General features: G+C 74.7%; 14 protein-coding genes. 3 read left to right on the forward strand and 11 right to left on the reverse strand.

Going from position 1 to position 15,679, the window contains the following annotated elements; genetic code table 11:
• Window positions 1–17: 17 nt before the first annotated feature.
• The 11 genes from ABT238_RS06485 to ABT238_RS06540 form a co-directional block, all read right to left on the reverse strand.
• Window positions 18–455 carry a hypothetical protein gene (locus tag ABT238_RS06485; protein WP_350755819.1) on the reverse strand — a complete coding sequence of 146 codons (438 nt, stop codon included), beginning with the start codon at window positions 453–455 and terminating at the stop codon, window positions 18–20.
• An 807-nt stretch (window positions 456–1,262) separates the two neighbouring features.
• A complete protein-coding gene (locus ABT238_RS06495; RefSeq protein WP_350755761.1) occupies window positions 1,263–1,631 on the reverse strand; it encodes a hypothetical protein in 369 nt (122 codons plus the stop codon).
• Between the two features lie 75 nt (window positions 1,632–1,706).
• The gene (locus ABT238_RS06500; protein WP_350570715.1) at window positions 1,707–2,342 is read right to left on the reverse strand and encodes a 4'-phosphopantetheinyl transferase family protein; all 636 of its coding nucleotides are present in this window, start codon (window positions 2,340–2,342) and stop codon (window positions 1,707–1,709) included.
• Between the two features lie 55 nt (window positions 2,343–2,397).
• On the reverse strand, window positions 2,398–4,734 hold the full coding sequence (locus tag ABT238_RS06505) for an arylsulfatase (RefSeq protein ID WP_350755763.1): 2,337 nt from the start codon (window positions 4,732–4,734) through the stop codon (window positions 2,398–2,400).
• Window positions 4,731–6,383 carry an ABC transporter ATP-binding protein gene (locus ABT238_RS06510; RefSeq protein ID WP_350755765.1) on the reverse strand — a complete coding sequence of 551 codons (1,653 nt, stop codon included), beginning with the start codon at window positions 6,381–6,383 and terminating at the stop codon, window positions 4,731–4,733. The genes ABT238_RS06505 and ABT238_RS06510 overlap by 4 nt, the downstream gene beginning before the upstream one ends.
• Entirely contained in the window at window positions 6,380–7,240 is an 861-nt protein-coding gene (locus ABT238_RS06515) for an ABC transporter permease (RefSeq protein ID WP_350570720.1), read from the reverse strand. The genes ABT238_RS06510 and ABT238_RS06515 overlap by 4 nt, the downstream gene beginning before the upstream one ends.
• 3 nt (window positions 7,241–7,243) lie before the next feature.
• Window positions 7,244–8,188, reverse strand: a complete 945-nt coding sequence (locus ABT238_RS06520; protein WP_350570722.1) for an ABC transporter permease — start codon at window positions 8,186–8,188, stop codon at window positions 7,244–7,246.
• Window positions 8,189–8,204: 16 nt separating this feature from the next.
• The gene (locus ABT238_RS06525) at window positions 8,205–9,788 is read right to left on the reverse strand and encodes an ABC transporter substrate-binding protein (protein WP_350570724.1); all 1,584 of its coding nucleotides are present in this window, start codon (window positions 9,786–9,788) and stop codon (window positions 8,205–8,207) included.
• A 41-nt stretch (window positions 9,789–9,829) separates the two neighbouring features.
• Entirely contained in the window at window positions 9,830–11,056 is a 1,227-nt protein-coding gene (locus tag ABT238_RS06530; protein ID WP_350570726.1) for an ROK family transcriptional regulator, read from the reverse strand.
• Between the two features lie 38 nt (window positions 11,057–11,094).
• Window positions 11,095–12,066: a TauD/TfdA dioxygenase family protein gene (locus ABT238_RS06535; protein ID WP_350570727.1), complete on the reverse strand. Its 972-nt coding sequence runs from the start codon at window positions 12,064–12,066 to the stop codon at window positions 11,095–11,097.
• Between the two features lie 497 nt (window positions 12,067–12,563).
• Window positions 12,564–12,767 carry a hypothetical protein gene (locus tag ABT238_RS06540; protein ID WP_350570728.1) on the reverse strand — a complete coding sequence of 68 codons (204 nt, stop codon included), beginning with the start codon at window positions 12,765–12,767 and terminating at the stop codon, window positions 12,564–12,566.
• Between the two features lie 193 nt (window positions 12,768–12,960).
• Between ABT238_RS06540 and ABT238_RS06545 the strand changes: the two genes are divergently transcribed.
• The 3 genes from ABT238_RS06545 to ABT238_RS06555 all read left to right on the forward strand — a co-directional run bounded on the left by ABT238_RS06545 (window position 12,961) and on the right by ABT238_RS06555 (window position 15,644).
• Window positions 12,961–13,443 (forward strand): cysteine/serine endopeptidase inhibitor, encoded by a 483-nt coding sequence (locus ABT238_RS06545; RefSeq protein WP_350755767.1) that lies wholly within the window; start codon window positions 12,961–12,963, stop codon window positions 13,441–13,443.
• Window positions 13,444–13,545: 102 nt separating this feature from the next.
• Window positions 13,546–14,139, forward strand: a complete 594-nt coding sequence (locus ABT238_RS06550; protein ID WP_350570732.1) for a hypothetical protein — start codon at window positions 13,546–13,548, stop codon at window positions 14,137–14,139.
• Between the two features lie 131 nt (window positions 14,140–14,270).
• Window positions 14,271–15,644: an NAD(P)/FAD-dependent oxidoreductase gene (locus tag ABT238_RS06555; RefSeq protein ID WP_350755769.1), complete on the forward strand. Its 1,374-nt coding sequence runs from the start codon at window positions 14,271–14,273 to the stop codon at window positions 15,642–15,644.
• Window positions 15,645–15,679 lie beyond the last annotated feature (35 nt).

Raw genomic sequence — 15,679 nt, forward strand, 5'->3', positions numbered from 1 at the left:
CTTCCTGGCGGATCCGCTCAGCTCCGCGCCGCGCGCTCGTCGCGGCGGCGGATCGCGGCGGCGAGGTAGCGGCGGCTGGCCTGGGTCCGGAGGTGGGTGTCACCGCGGACCTGCTCACGTAGGCGGAGAAGGGCTTGGAGGAACGGGATGGCGCGTGCCGAATGTCCTTGCCCGTGCAGGCGTTCGGCCGCGGTCCGGTAGAGGGCGGTCGCATGGTCGTTCCGGGGATCGCCGGTTCGGGTGGCGGCGAGCGCGACCAGGTGCGGCATGAGGGCGTCCCACTCCGCCGTGGCGACCGGTTCCGGCTCCTCCTCGGGGTTGAGAGGCCGCAGCAGGGCGAGTTCCGTCGCATGGCGTCCGGTGGGGGAGCCGTCCGGTTCGGGCGGTGCGGTGGTGCGCAGGACGGTCTGGACGAGGCGGTGGACGCTGATGGTGTGCCGGGTGACGGTGGCCATGCTGTAGGCGTTCAGGAGGCCCAGGGCTTCGTGGAAGTCGTCGTTGCCGGAGGTAGGCGCCGGCCTGCTCCAGCGCGAGCGGCAGACGGCCCGTCTCGGCGGTGAGTTCGCGCGCCTGCCGGCGTTCGCGCGCCGTCGGGGCGCCGTCCGGGAAGGCGTACCGGCAGATCAGTTCGGCGGCCTCGTCGGGGTCCAGGGTGCCGAGGGGACAGGTGCGGACGGTGCCGGGCCAGCCGGTGGCGCGGCGGCTGCTGACGAGGTGGTGGCCACCGCCGAGCGCGCCGAGGTAGCGGTGGACGTCGGCGGGGTTCTCGACGTTGTCGAACACCAGCAGCCAACCGGGGTGCCACTGCAGCCAGGCCTGCGCCCACTCGGCCCGCTGCTGCTGGGAGGCCGTGCCGGGCCAGGCCGGCAGCAGCCGGCGGGCCAGGTCCGCGAGGGACTCCTCGATGCGGGCCGGGGTGTCGGCGGTGACCCACCAGATGAGCGTGTACGAGGCGCGGTACCGGTGGGCGTAGGCCAGCGCGAGCGTGCTCTTGCCGACCCCGCCGAGGCCGTGCACCGTCGAGGCCTGGGTGATCGCGGTCCCGCCGGCCTCGGTGAGCGTGGTGCGCAGCCACGCGAGGGCGTCCTCGCGTCCGATGCACAGGGGGACGGGCGCGAGGCTGGTCAGGCCGCCCGGGGCCTGGACGTCGCGGGCCGCGTGGAGGATCTCGGCGGGCAGGCCGATCACGTCGCCGGTGTGGGCGGTGCCGATGCCGTGCGCGGAGATCGAGCCCGCGCCCGCCGCCTCGAAGCTGCCGCCGGTCACGCGTCGGCGCGGTGGCCGTCGCCCGTGATGGCGGTGGTGATGGTGTGCGCGGCGATCGACCGCTCACCGGAGGCGGTGATCGTCACGGCGCCGGCGGCGGGCGCGGGCAGCAGGGCGGCGAGTTCGGCACGCAGCTCGGCGTCCTCGGGGGCGTCCGCGACCTCCTGGACCGCCTCCTCCAGGGCGGCCTGCTCGGCCGCGCCGCCCCGCCGGAACACCGCCTGGAGGATCCGCAGGCCCAGGTCGACCGTGGCGTCGGCGGCGGTCTCCTCGGCCCGGACCGGGACCGCGCCGCCGTACGCGCTCACCGCCGCCGTCAGGTACGGCCCGGCCTGCTGCGCCAGCTGAACGATCTCCGTGCTCATCCCCGTCTCCCTCGGGCCGAACGAACCCCGACTGCCGTACGGCGGCCCGGAGGAAGAGCCTAGAGTCATCGGCGCCTACCGCAGGACGGTGATGGCGGTGGCGAGGTGCCCGTCGTGGACGCGCCAGCGGCCCGCGAGGGTGGGCAGGGGGGAGGGGACGAGGAGGGTGGCGGTGAAGGTGCCGTCGGTGCGCAGGACGAGGTCGGCCTCGGAGAAGTCGAGGAAGGTGTGGGTGAGCGGGAACCAGGTCTTGTAGACGGATTCCTTGGCGCTGAACAGGATGCGGTCCCAGGGGGTGCCGGGGTCGGCGGCGGCCAGGGCGGTGTTGCGCTCCTGCTCCGCGGGGAGGGCGATCGCGTCGAGCACGCCCTCGGGCAGCGGGAGGGCGGGCTCGGCGTCGATGCCCAGGGAGAGGACCTCCTCGGCCCGGGCCACGGCGGCGGCGCGGAAGCCGGCGCAGTGGGTGAGCGAGCCGATGACGCCCTCCGGCCAGCCGGGGGCACCGCGCAGGCCGGGCAGCAGCGGGCGGTAGGGCACCCCGAGGCGGGTGAGGGCGAGGCGGGCGCAGTGGCGGACGGTGGTGAACTCGCGGCGGCGGGATTCGACGGCGCGGGCGATGACCGCCTCCTCCTCCGCATCGAGGCGGGCCTCGGGCGGGTCGGAGTAGGCGGTCTCGACGACGACGGGCGCGGGCAGGATTTCGTTGATCACTGTTCCCCCGGACAGACGGACGACATGGCCTTCCGGAGGATAGCGTGATGATCCGTCATTCGAACGCGGCGGCGGCCTCCCGCAGGGCGCGGGCGACGGTTTCGGGGTCGTCGGGGGCCGGGGCGCCGGGAAGGTAGGTGACGGCGCGCAGCCCGCCGCTGTAGCGGAAGGAGCGGTGGCGCTCGTACACCGGCCAGGAGACGGGGGACCGGCGGTCGACGCCGACGCTGATGCCCTGGAACGGGGCCATGCCGATGAGCTGGTGGACGGGACCGAGCCGACCGGTCTCGGCGCCGTCCACCAGGAGCCGGAAGTCCCAGCGCAGCCCGGCCACGGCCGTCGCCTCGACGGTGATCAGGTGGGCGCCGGGGGCGAGCGGGCCGGCGTCGGTGTCGAGGAGTTCGCCGTACTGGTTGTAGGCGAGGTGCAGCCGGCCGTCCTCGACGTAGAGGCTGTAGCCGCCGCCCTGGTCGCCGTGCGAGACCAGGACGCCCGCGTCCCCGGCGCCGTGCCGGGCGAGTTCGACCTCGATGGCGAAGGAGCGGAAGGAGATCAGCCGGGACGAGCGGTACCGCTCCAGTTCGGGCGTGCCGGCGAGCAGGCGCAGCGGGCGGCGCAGCCGGGCGTCGTCGGGGTGGCGCAGGGCGAGGGCGCCGCTGGCGTCGGCGAGCGGGAAGACGCCGTTGCGCCAGGCGGCGGCCTCCCAGGCCTCGGACAGCTCCTTGACCAGGCCGGGGTGTTCGGCGGCGAGGTCGTGGATCTCGGTGGGGTCGGTGCGCAGGTCGTACAGCGCCCACTCGCCGTCGTCGTACGGGGCGCCGGGGCGGTGCAGGGTGACGAGCTTCCAGCCGTCCCGGTAGTAGCTGCGGTTGCCGGTCATCTCGCAGTACTGCTCGGGGTGGGTGGAGGGGGCGGCCGGGTCGCGCAGCACGGGGGCGAAGGTGGTGCCGTCCAGCGACTGGACCTCGGTTCCACCGCGCCGCGCGGGCCGGTCGAGGCCGGCGAGGTCGAGCAGCGTGGGCAGCAGGTCGGTGACGTACTGGTACTGGGTGCGCACGCCGGGGTCGCCCTCGGTGCGCGGGAGGCCGGCGGGCCAGGAGAGCACGAAGGGCACCCGGACGCCGCCCGCGTGGGTCTGGCCCTTGTAGAGGCGGAACGGGGTGTTGGAGGCCATGCCCCAGCCGCGCGGGTAGTGGACGAGCGAGCGCGGACCGCCGATCAGCTCGGTCTCCCGTTCGACGTCGGGGTTCCAGTCCGCGGGCAGGCGGGGGTGGTGGACGAAGCGGCTGAAGTAGCTGCGGGTGCCTTCGGCGCCGCCCTCGCCGGTGCCGCCGTTGTCGGAGGTGAACACCACGATGGTGTTGTCGAGTTCACCGAGCGCGGTGAGGGTGTCCAGCAGCCGGCCGAGGTTCTGGTCGACGTTGTCGACCATGGCGGCGTAGACCTCCATGTAGCGGGCGTAGAGCTGCCGCTGGGCGGGGGTGAGCTCGCTCCACGGGCCGACCTCGTGGCCGGACTCGGTGTTGCGGTCGGGCAGTTCGGTGCCGGGCGGGAAGTGGCCGGCGGCGAGCTGGCGGGCGAACCGGTCGGCGCGCAGCGCGTCCCAGCCGTCGTCGTAGCGGCCCCGGTGGCGGGCGAGGTCCTCGGGCTTGGCCTGCAGCGGGCCGTGCACGGCGTTGTGGGCGAGGTAGAGGAAGAACGGCTTGTCGGCGTCGTGGGCGCGCAGCGAGGTGACCATGTCGATGGCGCGGTCGGTGATGTCGTCGGTGTAGTAGTAGCCGTCGGGGAGGTCGTCGATGTCCAGCGGGCTGTTGTCGCGGACGAGTTGGTGCGGGTGGAAGAGGCTGGTGAGGCCCTCCAGGACGCCGTAGTACTGGTCGAAGCCCTTCTGCAGCGGCCAGTTGGCGCGGTTGTCGGCCGCGTTGGAGGCGGAGTCGCGGGTGAGGTGCCACTTGCCGACGGCGTAGGTGGCGTAGCCGGCGTCGTGCAGCAGTTCGGCGAGGGTGGGGATGTCGCCGGCGATCTCCATGCCGTAGCCGGGGAAGCCGGGGTCGGCGTTGGCGACGAAGGAGTAGCCGACCCGGTGCGGGTTGAGGCCGGTGAGCAGGGCCGCGCGGGCGGGGGAGCAGAGCGGCATGGTGTGGTAGTTGGCGAGTTTGACGCCGCGCTCGGCGAGGCCGTCCAGGGCCGGGGTGGGGATCTCGGCGCCGAACGGGCCGATGTCGCTGTAGCCGAGGTCGTCGACCAGGACGACGACGATGTTGGGCGCGCCCTCGCGCGGGCGGACCCGCCGGGGCCAGGCGGGGGCGGAGTCGCGGAAGGTGCGGCCGACGGTGCCGGGGAAGCCGGCGTACGGGTCGCGGTACGCGTCGTGGCGCGGTGCGGCGGTCATGCGGTGCTCCGGGTGGTGGTGAGGGCGGCGGGCCGGGTGTCCAGGCGGGGGACGGCGGCGAGGAGTTCGGCGGTGTACGGGTGCTCGGGCGCGGTGACGACCCGGTCGGCCGGTCCGGTCTCGACGATCCGGCCGCGGTGCATGACCGCGATCCGGTGGCTCACCTGGCGGACGACCGCGAGGTCGTGGGCGATGAACAGCAGGGCGAGGCCGAGCTCGCGCTGGAGGCGGGCGAGCAGGTCGAGCACCTGGGCCTGCACCGAGACGTCGAGGGCGGAGACCGGCTCGTCGCAGATCAGCACGCTCGGCTCGGGTGCCAGCGCCCGGGCGATGCCGATGCGTTGGCGCTGGCCTCCGGAGAAGGCGCGCGGGTGCCGGCCGGCGCTCTCGGGGTCGAGGCCGACCTGCTCCAGCAGCTCGGCCACCCGCCGGGCGCGGGCGGCCCGGTCGCCCAAGCCGTGAGCGATCAGCGGTTCGGCGACGATCTGCCCGGCGGTCATCCGGGGGTTCAGCGAGGAGTACGGGTCCTGGAAGACCAGTTGGACCTCGCGCCGCGCGGCCCGTTCGCCGCCGCGTCCGAACTCCTGCCCCCGGAAGCGGATTTCGCCGCCGCTCGGGGCGTGCACCTGGACCAGGGCGCGGGCCAGGGTGGACTTGCCGGAGCCGGACTCGCCGACTAGGCCGAGCGTCTCGCCGGGGTGCAGCACCAGGTCGACGCCGTCCAGTGCGGTGACCGCGCGCCGCCGTGCGCCGTAGGTCTTGCGCAGGCCGCCGACGGTGAGCAGCGGCTCGGCCCCCGGCGTGCTGTTGGCGGCGGCCGGCGAGGGCGTCTCCAGGCGTGGGACGGCGGCCAACAGCTGCTTGGTGTAGGGGTGTTGCGGTGCGGTGAGGACCTCGTCGGTGGTCCCGGACTCGACCACCCGGCCGTCGCGCATGACCAGCAGCCGGCGGCAGGTCCGGGCGATCACCCCGAGGTCGTGGCTGATCACCACGAGCGCGGTGCCGGTCTCCCGGTTGATCCGGGTGAGCAGGCGGAGGATTTGCTGCTGGACGGTCGGGTCGAGGGCGGTGGTCGGTTCGTCGGCGACCAGCACCTGGGCGTCGTTGGCGAGGGCGAGGGCGATCATGATGCGCTGGCGCTGGCCGCCGGAGAACTGGTGCGGGTGGTCGCGCAGCCGTGCGGCGGCGTCGGGGATGCCGACGAGGTCGAGCAACTCCAGGGAGCGGGAGGCGCGTTCGCGCTTGTCGGGGTGGTTGCCGTGGGCGCGCAGCGCCTCGTCGAGCTGCTTGCCGACGGTGAGCACCGGGTTGAGCGAGGACATCGGGTCCTGGAAGACCATCGCGATCCGCCGCCCGCGGACGGCGCGCAGCGCCGGTTCGGGCAGGGCGGCGAGGTCCTGGCCGGCCAGCTCCACCGAGCCGCGGGTGATCCGGCCGCCGGCCGGGAGCATGCGCAGCAGGGCGAGCGCGGTGGTGGACTTGCCGGAGCCGGACTCGCCGACCAGGCCGAGGGTCTCCCCGGCGGCCAGCGCGAAGCCGACGCCGTCCACGGCGGTGGTGCCGTCGAACGCCACGGTGAGGTCGGTGACCCGCAGGACGGCGCGGTCGGTGCGGGCGGCGGTGCCTTCGGACGGTGCGGTGGCGGTCATCGGCGGATCCCCCGGTTCAGGGCCTCGGCGATCAGCGTGAAGCCGAGCACCAGCGCGGTGGTCGCGGCCAGCGGGGCGGCCGCGAAGGTCGGGTGGGTGGCGAGGTAGCCGACGGACTGGCTGAGGATCGAGCCGAGGGTCGGCTCCGGCGGGCGTACGCCGAGCCCGAGGAAGCTCATCGCGCCCTCGATGAACACGCCGACCGACAGCGCCACCGCGCTCTGCACGATCAGCGGGTCGACGGCGTTCGGCAGCACGTGCCGCAGCAGCACCCGGGCCCGGGAGGCGCCGCCGACCCGGGCGGCCAGCGCGTACTCGCGCTCCCGCTGGACCAGGATGCCCGAGCGCAACTGGCGCCCGAACAGCGGGATCTCGGCGAGCGCGATGACGATGAACACCGGCCAGCGGCCCGGGCCGAGCACGGCGGTGACGGCCAGCGCCAGGATCAGCCCGGGGAAGGCGAGCACCAGGTCGAACAGCCGCTGGACGGCGGTGTCGGCCCAGCGGTGGGTGGCCGCCAGCAGGGCGAGCGAGCAGCCGAGCAGCGCGCCCGCCGGGACGGCGCCGAAGGTCAGCGCGAGGTCGGTGGTGATGCCGTGCAGGACCCGGCTGAGCAGGTCGCGCCCGAGGTCGTCGGTGCCCAGCGGGTGCGCGGCGCTGGGACCGGCGAGCGCGAGCGGTCCCTGGGCGTTCGGGTCGTGGCCGGTGAGCAGCGGGGCGAGCAGGCCGGCCAGCGCGACGGTGCCGACCAGGGCGAGCCCGGTCAGCCCGCGGGCGGTGAGCAGCCCGGCGAGGTACCGGTTGCGGACGGCGGCGCGCGCGGGGCGCGCCGGGGCGGGGGCGGTCAGGGCGGTCATCGGTTACTCCCACCGGATCCGGGGGTCGAGCCAGGCGTACACGAGGTCGGTGAGCAGCTGGACGGCGACGTAGCCGGCGACGGTCAGCAGCAGCAGGGCCTGCACCACGGGGTAGTCGCGGCGCAGCACGCCCTGTTCGACGAGCTGGCCGAGGCCGGGCCAGGCGAAGATCCGCTCCACCAGCACCGCTCCGGCGACCAGGTGGCCGATCTGCAGGCCGAGCACGGTGACGGCGGACGGCAGCGCGTTGGGCAGGGCGTGCCGCCAGACGATCCGGCGCCGGGAGACGCCGGCGGCGGTGGCGGTGCGCACGTAGTCCTCGGCGAGCGCCCGTTCGATGCCGTCCTTGAGGTAGCGGGCGAGCACCGCGGCACTGGGCAGGGCGAGGCAGACGGCGGGCAGCAGCAGGTACTGCAGTGCGAGGTCGGGGGCGTCGAGCAGGGACTCGTGGCCGCCGGCGGGCAGCAGTCCGAGGGTGACCGCGAAGAGCAGCACCAGCAGCACGCCGGTGACGAACGGCGGTACGGCCAGCACGGCGGTGGTGAAGGCGCGGACGGCGGCGGCGACCGGCCGGCGCTCGGCGGTGGCGCCGAGCACGCCCAGCGGCAGGGCCAGCAGCACGACCAGCAGCAGGGCGGCGGCGGTGAGTTGGACGGTCGCGCCGATCCCGTCGCCGATCAGCTCGGCCACCTGGCCGCCGATCGCGTAGCTGCGCCCGAGGTCGCCGGTGAGCAGCGCGCCGAGCCAGTGCAGGTACTGGGTCAGCAGGGGTTCGTCCAGGCCGAGTTGCGCGCGGATCGCGGCGACGGCCTGCGGTCCGGCGTCGGGGCCGGCCAGGGTGGTGGCGGGGTCGCCGGGGATGAGGCGCAGGATGAGGAAGACCACGAAGGAGGCGAGGAGGAGGACGAGCAGCCCGGAGGGCAGCCGCTTGAGGAGGAAGCTTCGCATGGTTCGGGCCGTCCGCTCAGGCCGTGAAGTAGGCGTCGTCGAGGTTGAGGTAGCCGAACTTGTTGAGGGTGGCGCCGCTGACCTTGCCGCCGGCGACCTCGGTGAGTCCGGCGATCGCGAGGTCGATCACGAACTGTTCGTCCAGCAGGGTGTCGGTGATCCGCCGGTAGAGCGCCTTGGCCTCGTCGCTGTCGCTGTCCGGCCGCTTCCAGGCGCGCTGCACGATGTCGGTGTAGGCGGGCGAGCTGAAGTGGGAGCTGTTCCTGGCCTCGTTGAACGGGTAGGCGCTCACCGCCAGGGTGGCGGGGTGGAGTTGGGCGAAGCCGTGGCTCAGCGTCCACAGCGCGGGCATGGACTGGGCGATGAGCTGCTTCTGCATGGTGGGCGAGTCGGTGGGCTGCAGCACGGTCTCGATGCCGACCTGCTGGAGGTCGTACTGGAGGACCTGCGCCACGGCGGTGTTGCCCGGGTCGTTGCTGTGCGCGAACGGCAGGGTGATGCCGGTGAGCCCGGCGTCCTTGAGCAACTGCCGTGCCCGCTCCGGGTCGTGGCGGTAGTGGGCGGCGGCCTCCGCGCTGTACGCGGGGGAGGACTTGGGCCAGGGCGTGGCGGAGACGGTGCCGTGGCCGCCGAGCGCCTGCTGGACCAGCCGTTCGCGGTCGACGGCCCAGGCGATGGCCTGCCGGACGCGCTTGTCGCCGACGTGCTCGGCGGTGAGGTTGACGCCGATGTAGTACGCGCCGCCGCCGGTGTCGTAGGAGGTGATGCGGAACTGCCGGTCGCTGCGCAGGGCGGCGAGGTCCTTGCCGCGGACGTGGTAGGAGAGGTGGGTCTGGCCGGTCTTCAGGGAGGAGAGCAGCGATTCGCTCTGGGGGATCACCCGGATCTCGACGCCGTCGAGGTAGGGGCGGCCGGGGTTCCAGTACTTCTCGTTGCGGGCGAAGGTGATCGAGCTGCCGGGCTTGCGCTCGGTGAGGGTGTAGGGGCCGGTGCCGACCAGCTTCGTCCCGGCGAAGGCCTCCTCGACGCTCTCCGAGTCCGGCACGATCATGAACTCGAAGAGGTCGAAGATGTTGCTCACGGGGTGGGCGAGGACGAGGGTCAGCTCGAAGTCGCCGTTCTTGCGGAAGTCCTTGACGGCGGCGGCGGTCGAGCGCAGCTGGGCCGAACGCGCCGGGTTCTGCAGGTTCTTGACGGCGAACACCACGTCGTCGGCGGTGAACCGGCGGCCGCTGTGGAAGGTGACGTCCTCGCGCAGGCGGAGCGTGACCTCGGTGCCGTCCGGGGCGAGCTGCCAGGAGGTGGCGAGTTCGGGCTGCGGCTTCAGCTGGTCGTCGTAGCGGGTCAGGGTGTTGAAGACCAGCCGCTGGACGAGGGTGTTGGCGCTCTGGGCGAACAGCAGGGCCGGGGTGAAGTCGACGCCGGCGCCGACCGTGAGGACGCCGCCGCGGCGCGGGCCCGCCGCGTCGCCGGCGCCGCGGCCGGCGGCGGTGTCGGCGGCCGAGCGGCAGGCGGCCAGGGTCAGCAGGCCGGCGCCGGCCAGGCTGCCGCGCAGCAGCGCGCGGCGGGAGAGCGGGGAGGCGGTGGGGAAGCTGGTCACGAGTGGGGATCCTCTGCGGGGATGGGGCGGTGCGGGGGCGGTCAGGGCGAGCGCGGGGCGGTGGTCAGGGCGTGCACCGGGCGGGCGTACAGGGTGCCGAGCGCGGCCGCTCCGGCGGCCACGGCGAGCACATCGGCGCCGCGCTGCTGGGCGATCACCAGGTCGGCGTCGCGCCGCAGGTGCGAGCGGCGGGTGAACTCGTCGCGCACCACGTCCAGGTAGGCGGGGTCGAGCAGGGCGAAGGTCTCGGTCAGCACCAGCAGGTCGGGGTTGACCACGTCGGCCAGCAGGGCGAGTGCCCGGCCGACGGTCTCCGCGCGCCGGCGCACCAGCCGGTCGGCCCGCGGGTCGCCGGCCCGGACGGCGGCCACCAGCGCGGCGCGGTCGGGCCGTTCGGTGATTCCTTCGGCGGCCGCCGCCTCGAACAGCGTGGTGTCCGAGGCGGCGACCGCCAGACAGCCGGTGCGGCCGCAGTGGCACGGCGCGTCGCTGTCCGGCACCGGCAGGTGGGCGACGTCCCCGGTCGGCGAGGCCGGCCCGACGTGCACGGTGCCGGCCACGGCGAGCGCCGCGTCCACCACGTGGCCGACGAACAGGTGCACCAGCGAGCGCCGGGCCGCCGGGTGGCCGAACAGGATCTCGGCCTGGGCCAGCGCCCGGGCGTGGTTGTCCACCTGGACGGGCAGCCCGGTGGTCTCGGCCAGCAGCGCGCCGAGCGGAAGGTCCCGCCAGTCGAGCGGGTCGTGACGGGTGACCACCCCGCGCTCGCGGTCGACCGCGCCGCCGGCGACGGCGCCGAGGCCGACCACGGTGCGGCCGTCCGGGGCGTCGGCGAGCAGCCCGGGCAGCCGCTCCAGCAGCGGCCGCAGCACCGCCGCGCCGGTGCGGCCCCGGTTGCTCAACTCCCGGCGGTGCAGCACGTTTCCGCGTGGGTCGAGGAAGGCGAAGGTGGTGTACGGCAGGCCGATGTGCAGGCCGGCCACCGCGATCCGGCCGGTGTCGACGTCCACCGGGAGCTGCGGGCGGCCGACCGCGCCGGCGCCGGGGCCGGCCAGTTCGGGCCGCTCGTGGAGCAGTCCGAGCCGGACGAGGTCGACCACCTGGCGGGAGACCGCGGCCGGGCTCAGACCGGTGAGCGCGGCGACCCGGCTGCGGGCCACCGGCCCGTGGTCCAGCACCGCCCGCAGGACGGCGGCGGCGTTGACGTCCCGCCGCGCGTCCCCGGTGCGCGGGCGGGTGCCGGCCGCGGTCTGATCCTGGGTGAACATGCTTCGCCTTCCGGGGAGTTCGGGGAGTTCGGGCCGGCTCAGGAGTTCTCGGCGGCCTCGGCCTCCAGCTGCTCGGCGGGCACCAGCCCGGCGACCCGCGGCGGCTCGACGGGCTCCAGCAGCCGGCTCGCCGTGCCGTCCACGCCCGCCGGCAGGTCGCCGTCCAGGGTGATCCGGCGCACCAGGCGCGGCTCGTCGCCGTAGTCGTTGACCGCGTAGTGCTGGGTGGCGCGGTTGTCCCAGATCGCGACGTCGCCGACCTGCCAGTCCCAGCGCACGGTGTTCTCCAGGCGCTCCACGTAGCGCTGGAACAGCGCGATCAGCGCCTTGCTGTCGGCGCCCGAGACGCCCTGGATCCGCTGGGCGAAGGCGCCGAGCAGGAGGCTCTTCTCGCCGGTCACCGGGTGGACGCGGACCACCGGGTGCTCGGTCCTGAAGGCCGTCGAGACGAACACCTTGCGGAAGAGGTCGGCGACCTCGGCGTTCTCGGCCAGTTCCGGGCGCAGCGCGAGGCTCGCCGCGTAGTCGTAGTCGTTGGTGTGCACGGCGCGCAGCGACTCGGCCAGCGTCTTCAGCGGCTGCGGCAGGTCCTGGTAGGCGGCCGCGGTGTTGGCCCACACGGTGGAGCCGCCGGCCGGCGGCAGCTCCAGGGCGCGCAGGATCGAGGCCTTGGGGTAGGACGGCACGAAGGTGACGTCGGTGTGCCAGTTGTTGGCGCGCACGCCCTTGGTGGCGTCCAGTTCGAAGACGTACCGGCCGTCGGCGCTGGGGACGGTGGGGTGGCCGACCGGGTGGCCCAGCAGGCGGGCGAAGGCCTCGTGCCCGGCGTCGTCGAGGTGCCGCTGGCCGCGGAAGAACAGCACCTTGTGCTCGTACAGCGCGGCTTCGAGGGCGGCGACGGTCTCGGCGGGCAGGTCGCCGCCGAGGCGGACGTCGTGCACGATCGCGCCGATCCGGCCGGCGGCCGGGGTGAGGCGCAGGGCGGTGGCGGGGGAGGTGGAGGTGGACATGGCGATTCCTCGACTCTGGTGGAGGGGAAAGGGGATGCGCGAGGACGCCCCGGCGGCGGCGGAGGCGGGCAGGGCGGCGCGGCGCAGGGCGGCACACGGGTGCCGGGGAGGACTGACGGCCGGAGGGCCGGGATCAGCGGGCGAAGGCCCCGCGACAACAGCGACAGCGCAGGCGGGCCGGGGCGGTGCGGTGAAGGGTGCTCATCGGCCCTCCTTCCTGGTCCGGGGCGCTGCGAGTGGGCTCGGCGCTCATCGTGCTGAAGCCCGTGCCTCCCTGTCAATCACCCGTTCTGCCTGGTGGGACGGGGTGTTGCGGCCGTGTGGCGGCATGTTGCGGAGGATGGCCGGGTGGTGACGGGAAGACTGCGGCGGCGTGTTCCGGCCTGTCGGGGGCGTGTCGGGATTACTAACTTTCGCAGCGGAAGAAACCCCGCCGGGCACGAAGGGCCCGCCCCGGAGCGCGTCCGGGCGGGCCTCTCGTCACATCTGACGGGCGCTCACGCCCCCAGTAGCCGGGCGAAGTCCAGGCCGAGGCCGCCGAGGACGGGGAGCGCGCCGAGGTCGGTGACGGCGCCGACCGGGATGCTGTAGCCCTGGTTCACCTCCCGGGGCTGTGCGGCGGCGGGTGGTCCGGAGAGGGCGCCGGTCAGGGCCGGGGCGAGGACGGCGGTGAGGGCGGCGAGCTTGGCGATGGTGCGCACGGGGCCTCCGGGGGCGTGGGAACGGGCACCCTGCCGAACGCGCGGGGGAGTCGTGCGGTCACGTATCGTCCCTCCTTCGGCCGGTCCGGTAAAGCATCCCGGATTGTGTTCATGACAACACGTCAGATGTCTGTACCGCTCCGGAGGTGCCTGCCTAGGGTCCTGTTCACACGACCCAACTGGGAGGACCCACATGCGCGTTGTCCCGAACCTCCGGATCCTGGCGGGCGTCCCGGTGGCCACCGCCGCGCTGCTCGCCCTGAGCGCCGGCACCGCGAGCGCCGCGATACCGGTCAACCAGCCGATGAGCGGCAAGGCCACCTACTACAACGACGCCGGCTACGGCGCCTGCGGCACCCAGATCAACGCCGCCACCCAGCTGCTCGTCGCCGTCTCGCACACCTGGTGGACCACCGCCAACCCCAACAACGACCCGCTCTGCAAGGGCATCTCGGTCAAGGTGACCTACCAGGGCAAGACCCTCACCGTGCCCGTCAAGGACCAGTGTCCGTCCTGCGACGCCACCCACATCGACCTCAGCCAGCCCGCCTTCGCGAAGTTCGCGCCCCTCGGCCAGGGCGTGATCAACGGTCTGACCTGGCAGTTCGTCAAGACCGGCTTCGCCGGCCGGAGCATCCCGATCGGTGAGCCCGTCACCGGCTCCACCCTCGGCTGAGGTCTGCTCCACGCCGCTCCGCCCGCCGCCGCTGTCGGTGGGGGCGGGCAGAATCGGCGCCGCGCGCACCCGGCGCGGCAGGCCACCCAGGGAGGGGCGGAGATGGCGAGGTACCTCACGGTGACGGCGGCGGTCACCACGGACCGGGCACGGCTGCGGGAGTTCCTCCGCTCGCCGGTCGCCCCGCCCTCCACCCGGCCCGCGTCCGACTGGGCGGGCCTCTGCACCCCCTGGCGCGAGGAGGCCGTCCGCCGCCGCTACCGCGCCGAACTGCCCGCCGCCCTCGCGGAGTGCGACCGCTGGATCGACGGCGACCACGCCGCCCTCCTCCACGGCCTCGACGAGGACGGCGGCCTCGTCCTGCGCCACGACAACGCCACCGGCGCGCTCATCGTCGACTTCGACACCCGCGTCGACTTCGAACTCCCCGGCATGATCTGGGCGTTCACCGCCCTGCGCGGCCTCGCCGACGCCATGGCCGGCGCGGACACCGGCCTCGTCGAACTCACCGCCGACTGGAGCGCGGAGAGCGTGCTGCTGCACCTGGCCCCGGGACGCTCCGTCCTCCTCGACCCCGACCGGGACGCCGCCGTCCTCGCCCGCGCCCGCGACGCGGCCTTCGACGCCCGCTGCGCCGCCTCCGGGGCGGACGGGGACGAGCCGGCCGGTGCCGTCCTCGCACGCCTGCTGGCCTGACAGAGTGCCCGGGCCGGGCCCCTGATCCTTGCAGGCTGCCGGTGGTTCGCGGAGGGCTCGCGGGCGTACCGTCCCGGGAAACGGTCGGCGCGAGGTGGAGGTCGGGGTCCGTGGGATCCGGTGGCACGGGTGTGAACGGCGGGGTGTCCTTCTGGTGGGGCGGGCTCGGGCTGCCCGAGCCGCGCCCGGCCCTGCCCGGCGACCGGGAGGTCGACGTCTGCGTGGTCGGCGGCGGCTACACCGGCCTGTGGACGGCGTACTACCTCAAGAAGGCCGAACCGGGGCTGCGGATCGCCGTCCTCGAACAGCGGTTCTGCGGCTACGGCGCCTCCGGACGCAACGGCGGCTGGCTCTACAACGGCTTCGCCGGGCGCGGCGCCTTCGCCCGCCGCTACGGGCAGCGGCCCGCTGCCGCGATGCAGCGGATGATGGACGCGGCGGTCGGCGAGGTGGCGGACACCCTGGACGCCGAGGGCATCGACGCCGACGTGGTGCGCGGCGGCGTGCTGGAGGTCGCCCGCACCCCCGCCCAACTGGCCCGGCTGCGCGAGTTCGCCGAGACCGAGCGCGGCTACGGTCCCGACCGCGTCCACGAACTCGGCGCCGCCGAGACCGCCGGGCGGCTGCGCGTCGCCGGCGCCCTCGGCGGCGTCTGGAGCCCGCACGGCGCCCGCGTCCAGCCCGCCAAGCTCGCCGCCGGCCTCGCGGACACCGTCGAGCGGCTGGGCGTCGACCTCTACGAGGGCACCCGGGTGACGGAGATCCGCGGCGGCCGCCGGCCCCGGGCGGTCACCCCGCACGGCACCGTCACCGCCCGCTACGTGCTGCGCGCCACCGAGGGCTTCACCTCCGGCCTCGCGGGCGAGCGGCGCACCTGGCTGCCGATGAACTCGGCGATGATCGCCACCGAGCCGCTGCCGCCGTCCTTCTGGGCGCAGACCGGCTGGGAGGGCCGCGAGGTGCTCGGCGACTTCGCCCACGCCTACATGTACGCCCAGCGCACCGCCGACGACCGGATCGCCCTCGGCGGGCGCGGCGTCCCCTACCGCTTCGGCTCCCGGACGGACACCGACGGCGCCACCCAGCCCGCGACCGTCCGTCAGCTCCGGGAGATCCTGGGCGCGTTCTTCCCCGCCGCGCGCGGCGCCCGGATCGAGCACGCCTGGGCCGGGGTGCTCGGCGTGCCCCGCGACTGGTGCGCCACCGTCGACCTGGACCGCCGCAGCGGCCTCGGGTGGGCGGGCGGCTACGTCGGCAGCGGGGTGACCACCACCAACCTGGCCGGCCGCACCCTGCGCGACCTCGTCCTCGGCCACGACACCGAACTCACCCGGCTGCCCTGGGTCGGCCACACCGTCCGTCGCTGGGAGCCCGAACCCCTCCGCTGGCTGGGCGTGCACGCCCTCTACGCCGCCTACCACACCGCCGACCGGCGGGAGGCGGCCGGCCGCCGCCCCCGCACCTCCCCGCTCGCCCGCCTCGCCGACACCGTCGCCGGGCGGTAGGTCCCCGGGGCCGGCCGGTCCACCGGCCGGCCCCG

This window comes from Kitasatospora sp. NPDC001527 (assembly GCF_040298605.1).
Taxonomy (GTDB): domain Bacteria; phylum Actinomycetota; class Actinomycetes; order Streptomycetales; family Streptomycetaceae; genus Kitasatospora.

Excerpts from the sequence above, each read along its gene's own strand:
- ABT238_RS06485 (WP_350755819.1), bottom strand. The coding sequence starts at position 455 with ATGGCCACCGTCACCCGGCACACCATCAGCGTCCACCGCCTCGTCCAG.
- ABT238_RS06495 (WP_350755761.1), bottom strand. The coding sequence starts at position 1,631 with ATGAGCACGGAGATCGTTCAGCTGGCGCAGCAGGCCGGGCCGTACCTG.
- ABT238_RS06505 (WP_350755763.1), bottom strand. The coding sequence starts at position 4,734 with ATGACCGCCGCACCGCGCCACGACGCGTACCGCGACCCGTACGCCGGC.
- ABT238_RS06510 (WP_350755765.1), bottom strand. The coding sequence starts at position 6,383 with ATGACCGCCACCGCACCGTCCGAAGGCACCGCCGCCCGCACCGACCGC.
- ABT238_RS06515 (WP_350570720.1), bottom strand. The coding sequence starts at position 7,240 with ATGACCGCCCTGACCGCCCCCGCCCCGGCGCGCCCCGCGCGCGCCGCC.
- ABT238_RS06520 (WP_350570722.1), bottom strand. The coding sequence starts at position 8,188 with ATGCGAAGCTTCCTCCTCAAGCGGCTGCCCTCCGGGCTGCTCGTCCTC.
- ABT238_RS06530 (WP_350570726.1), bottom strand. The coding sequence starts at position 11,056 with ATGTTCACCCAGGATCAGACCGCGGCCGGCACCCGCCCGCGCACCGGG.
- ABT238_RS06535 (WP_350570727.1), bottom strand. The coding sequence starts at position 12,066 with ATGTCCACCTCCACCTCCCCCGCCACCGCCCTGCGCCTCACCCCGGCC.
- ABT238_RS06545 (WP_350755767.1), top strand. The coding sequence starts at position 12,961 with ATGCGCGTTGTCCCGAACCTCCGGATCCTGGCGGGCGTCCCGGTGGCC.
- ABT238_RS06550 (WP_350570732.1), top strand. The coding sequence starts at position 13,546 with ATGGCGAGGTACCTCACGGTGACGGCGGCGGTCACCACGGACCGGGCA.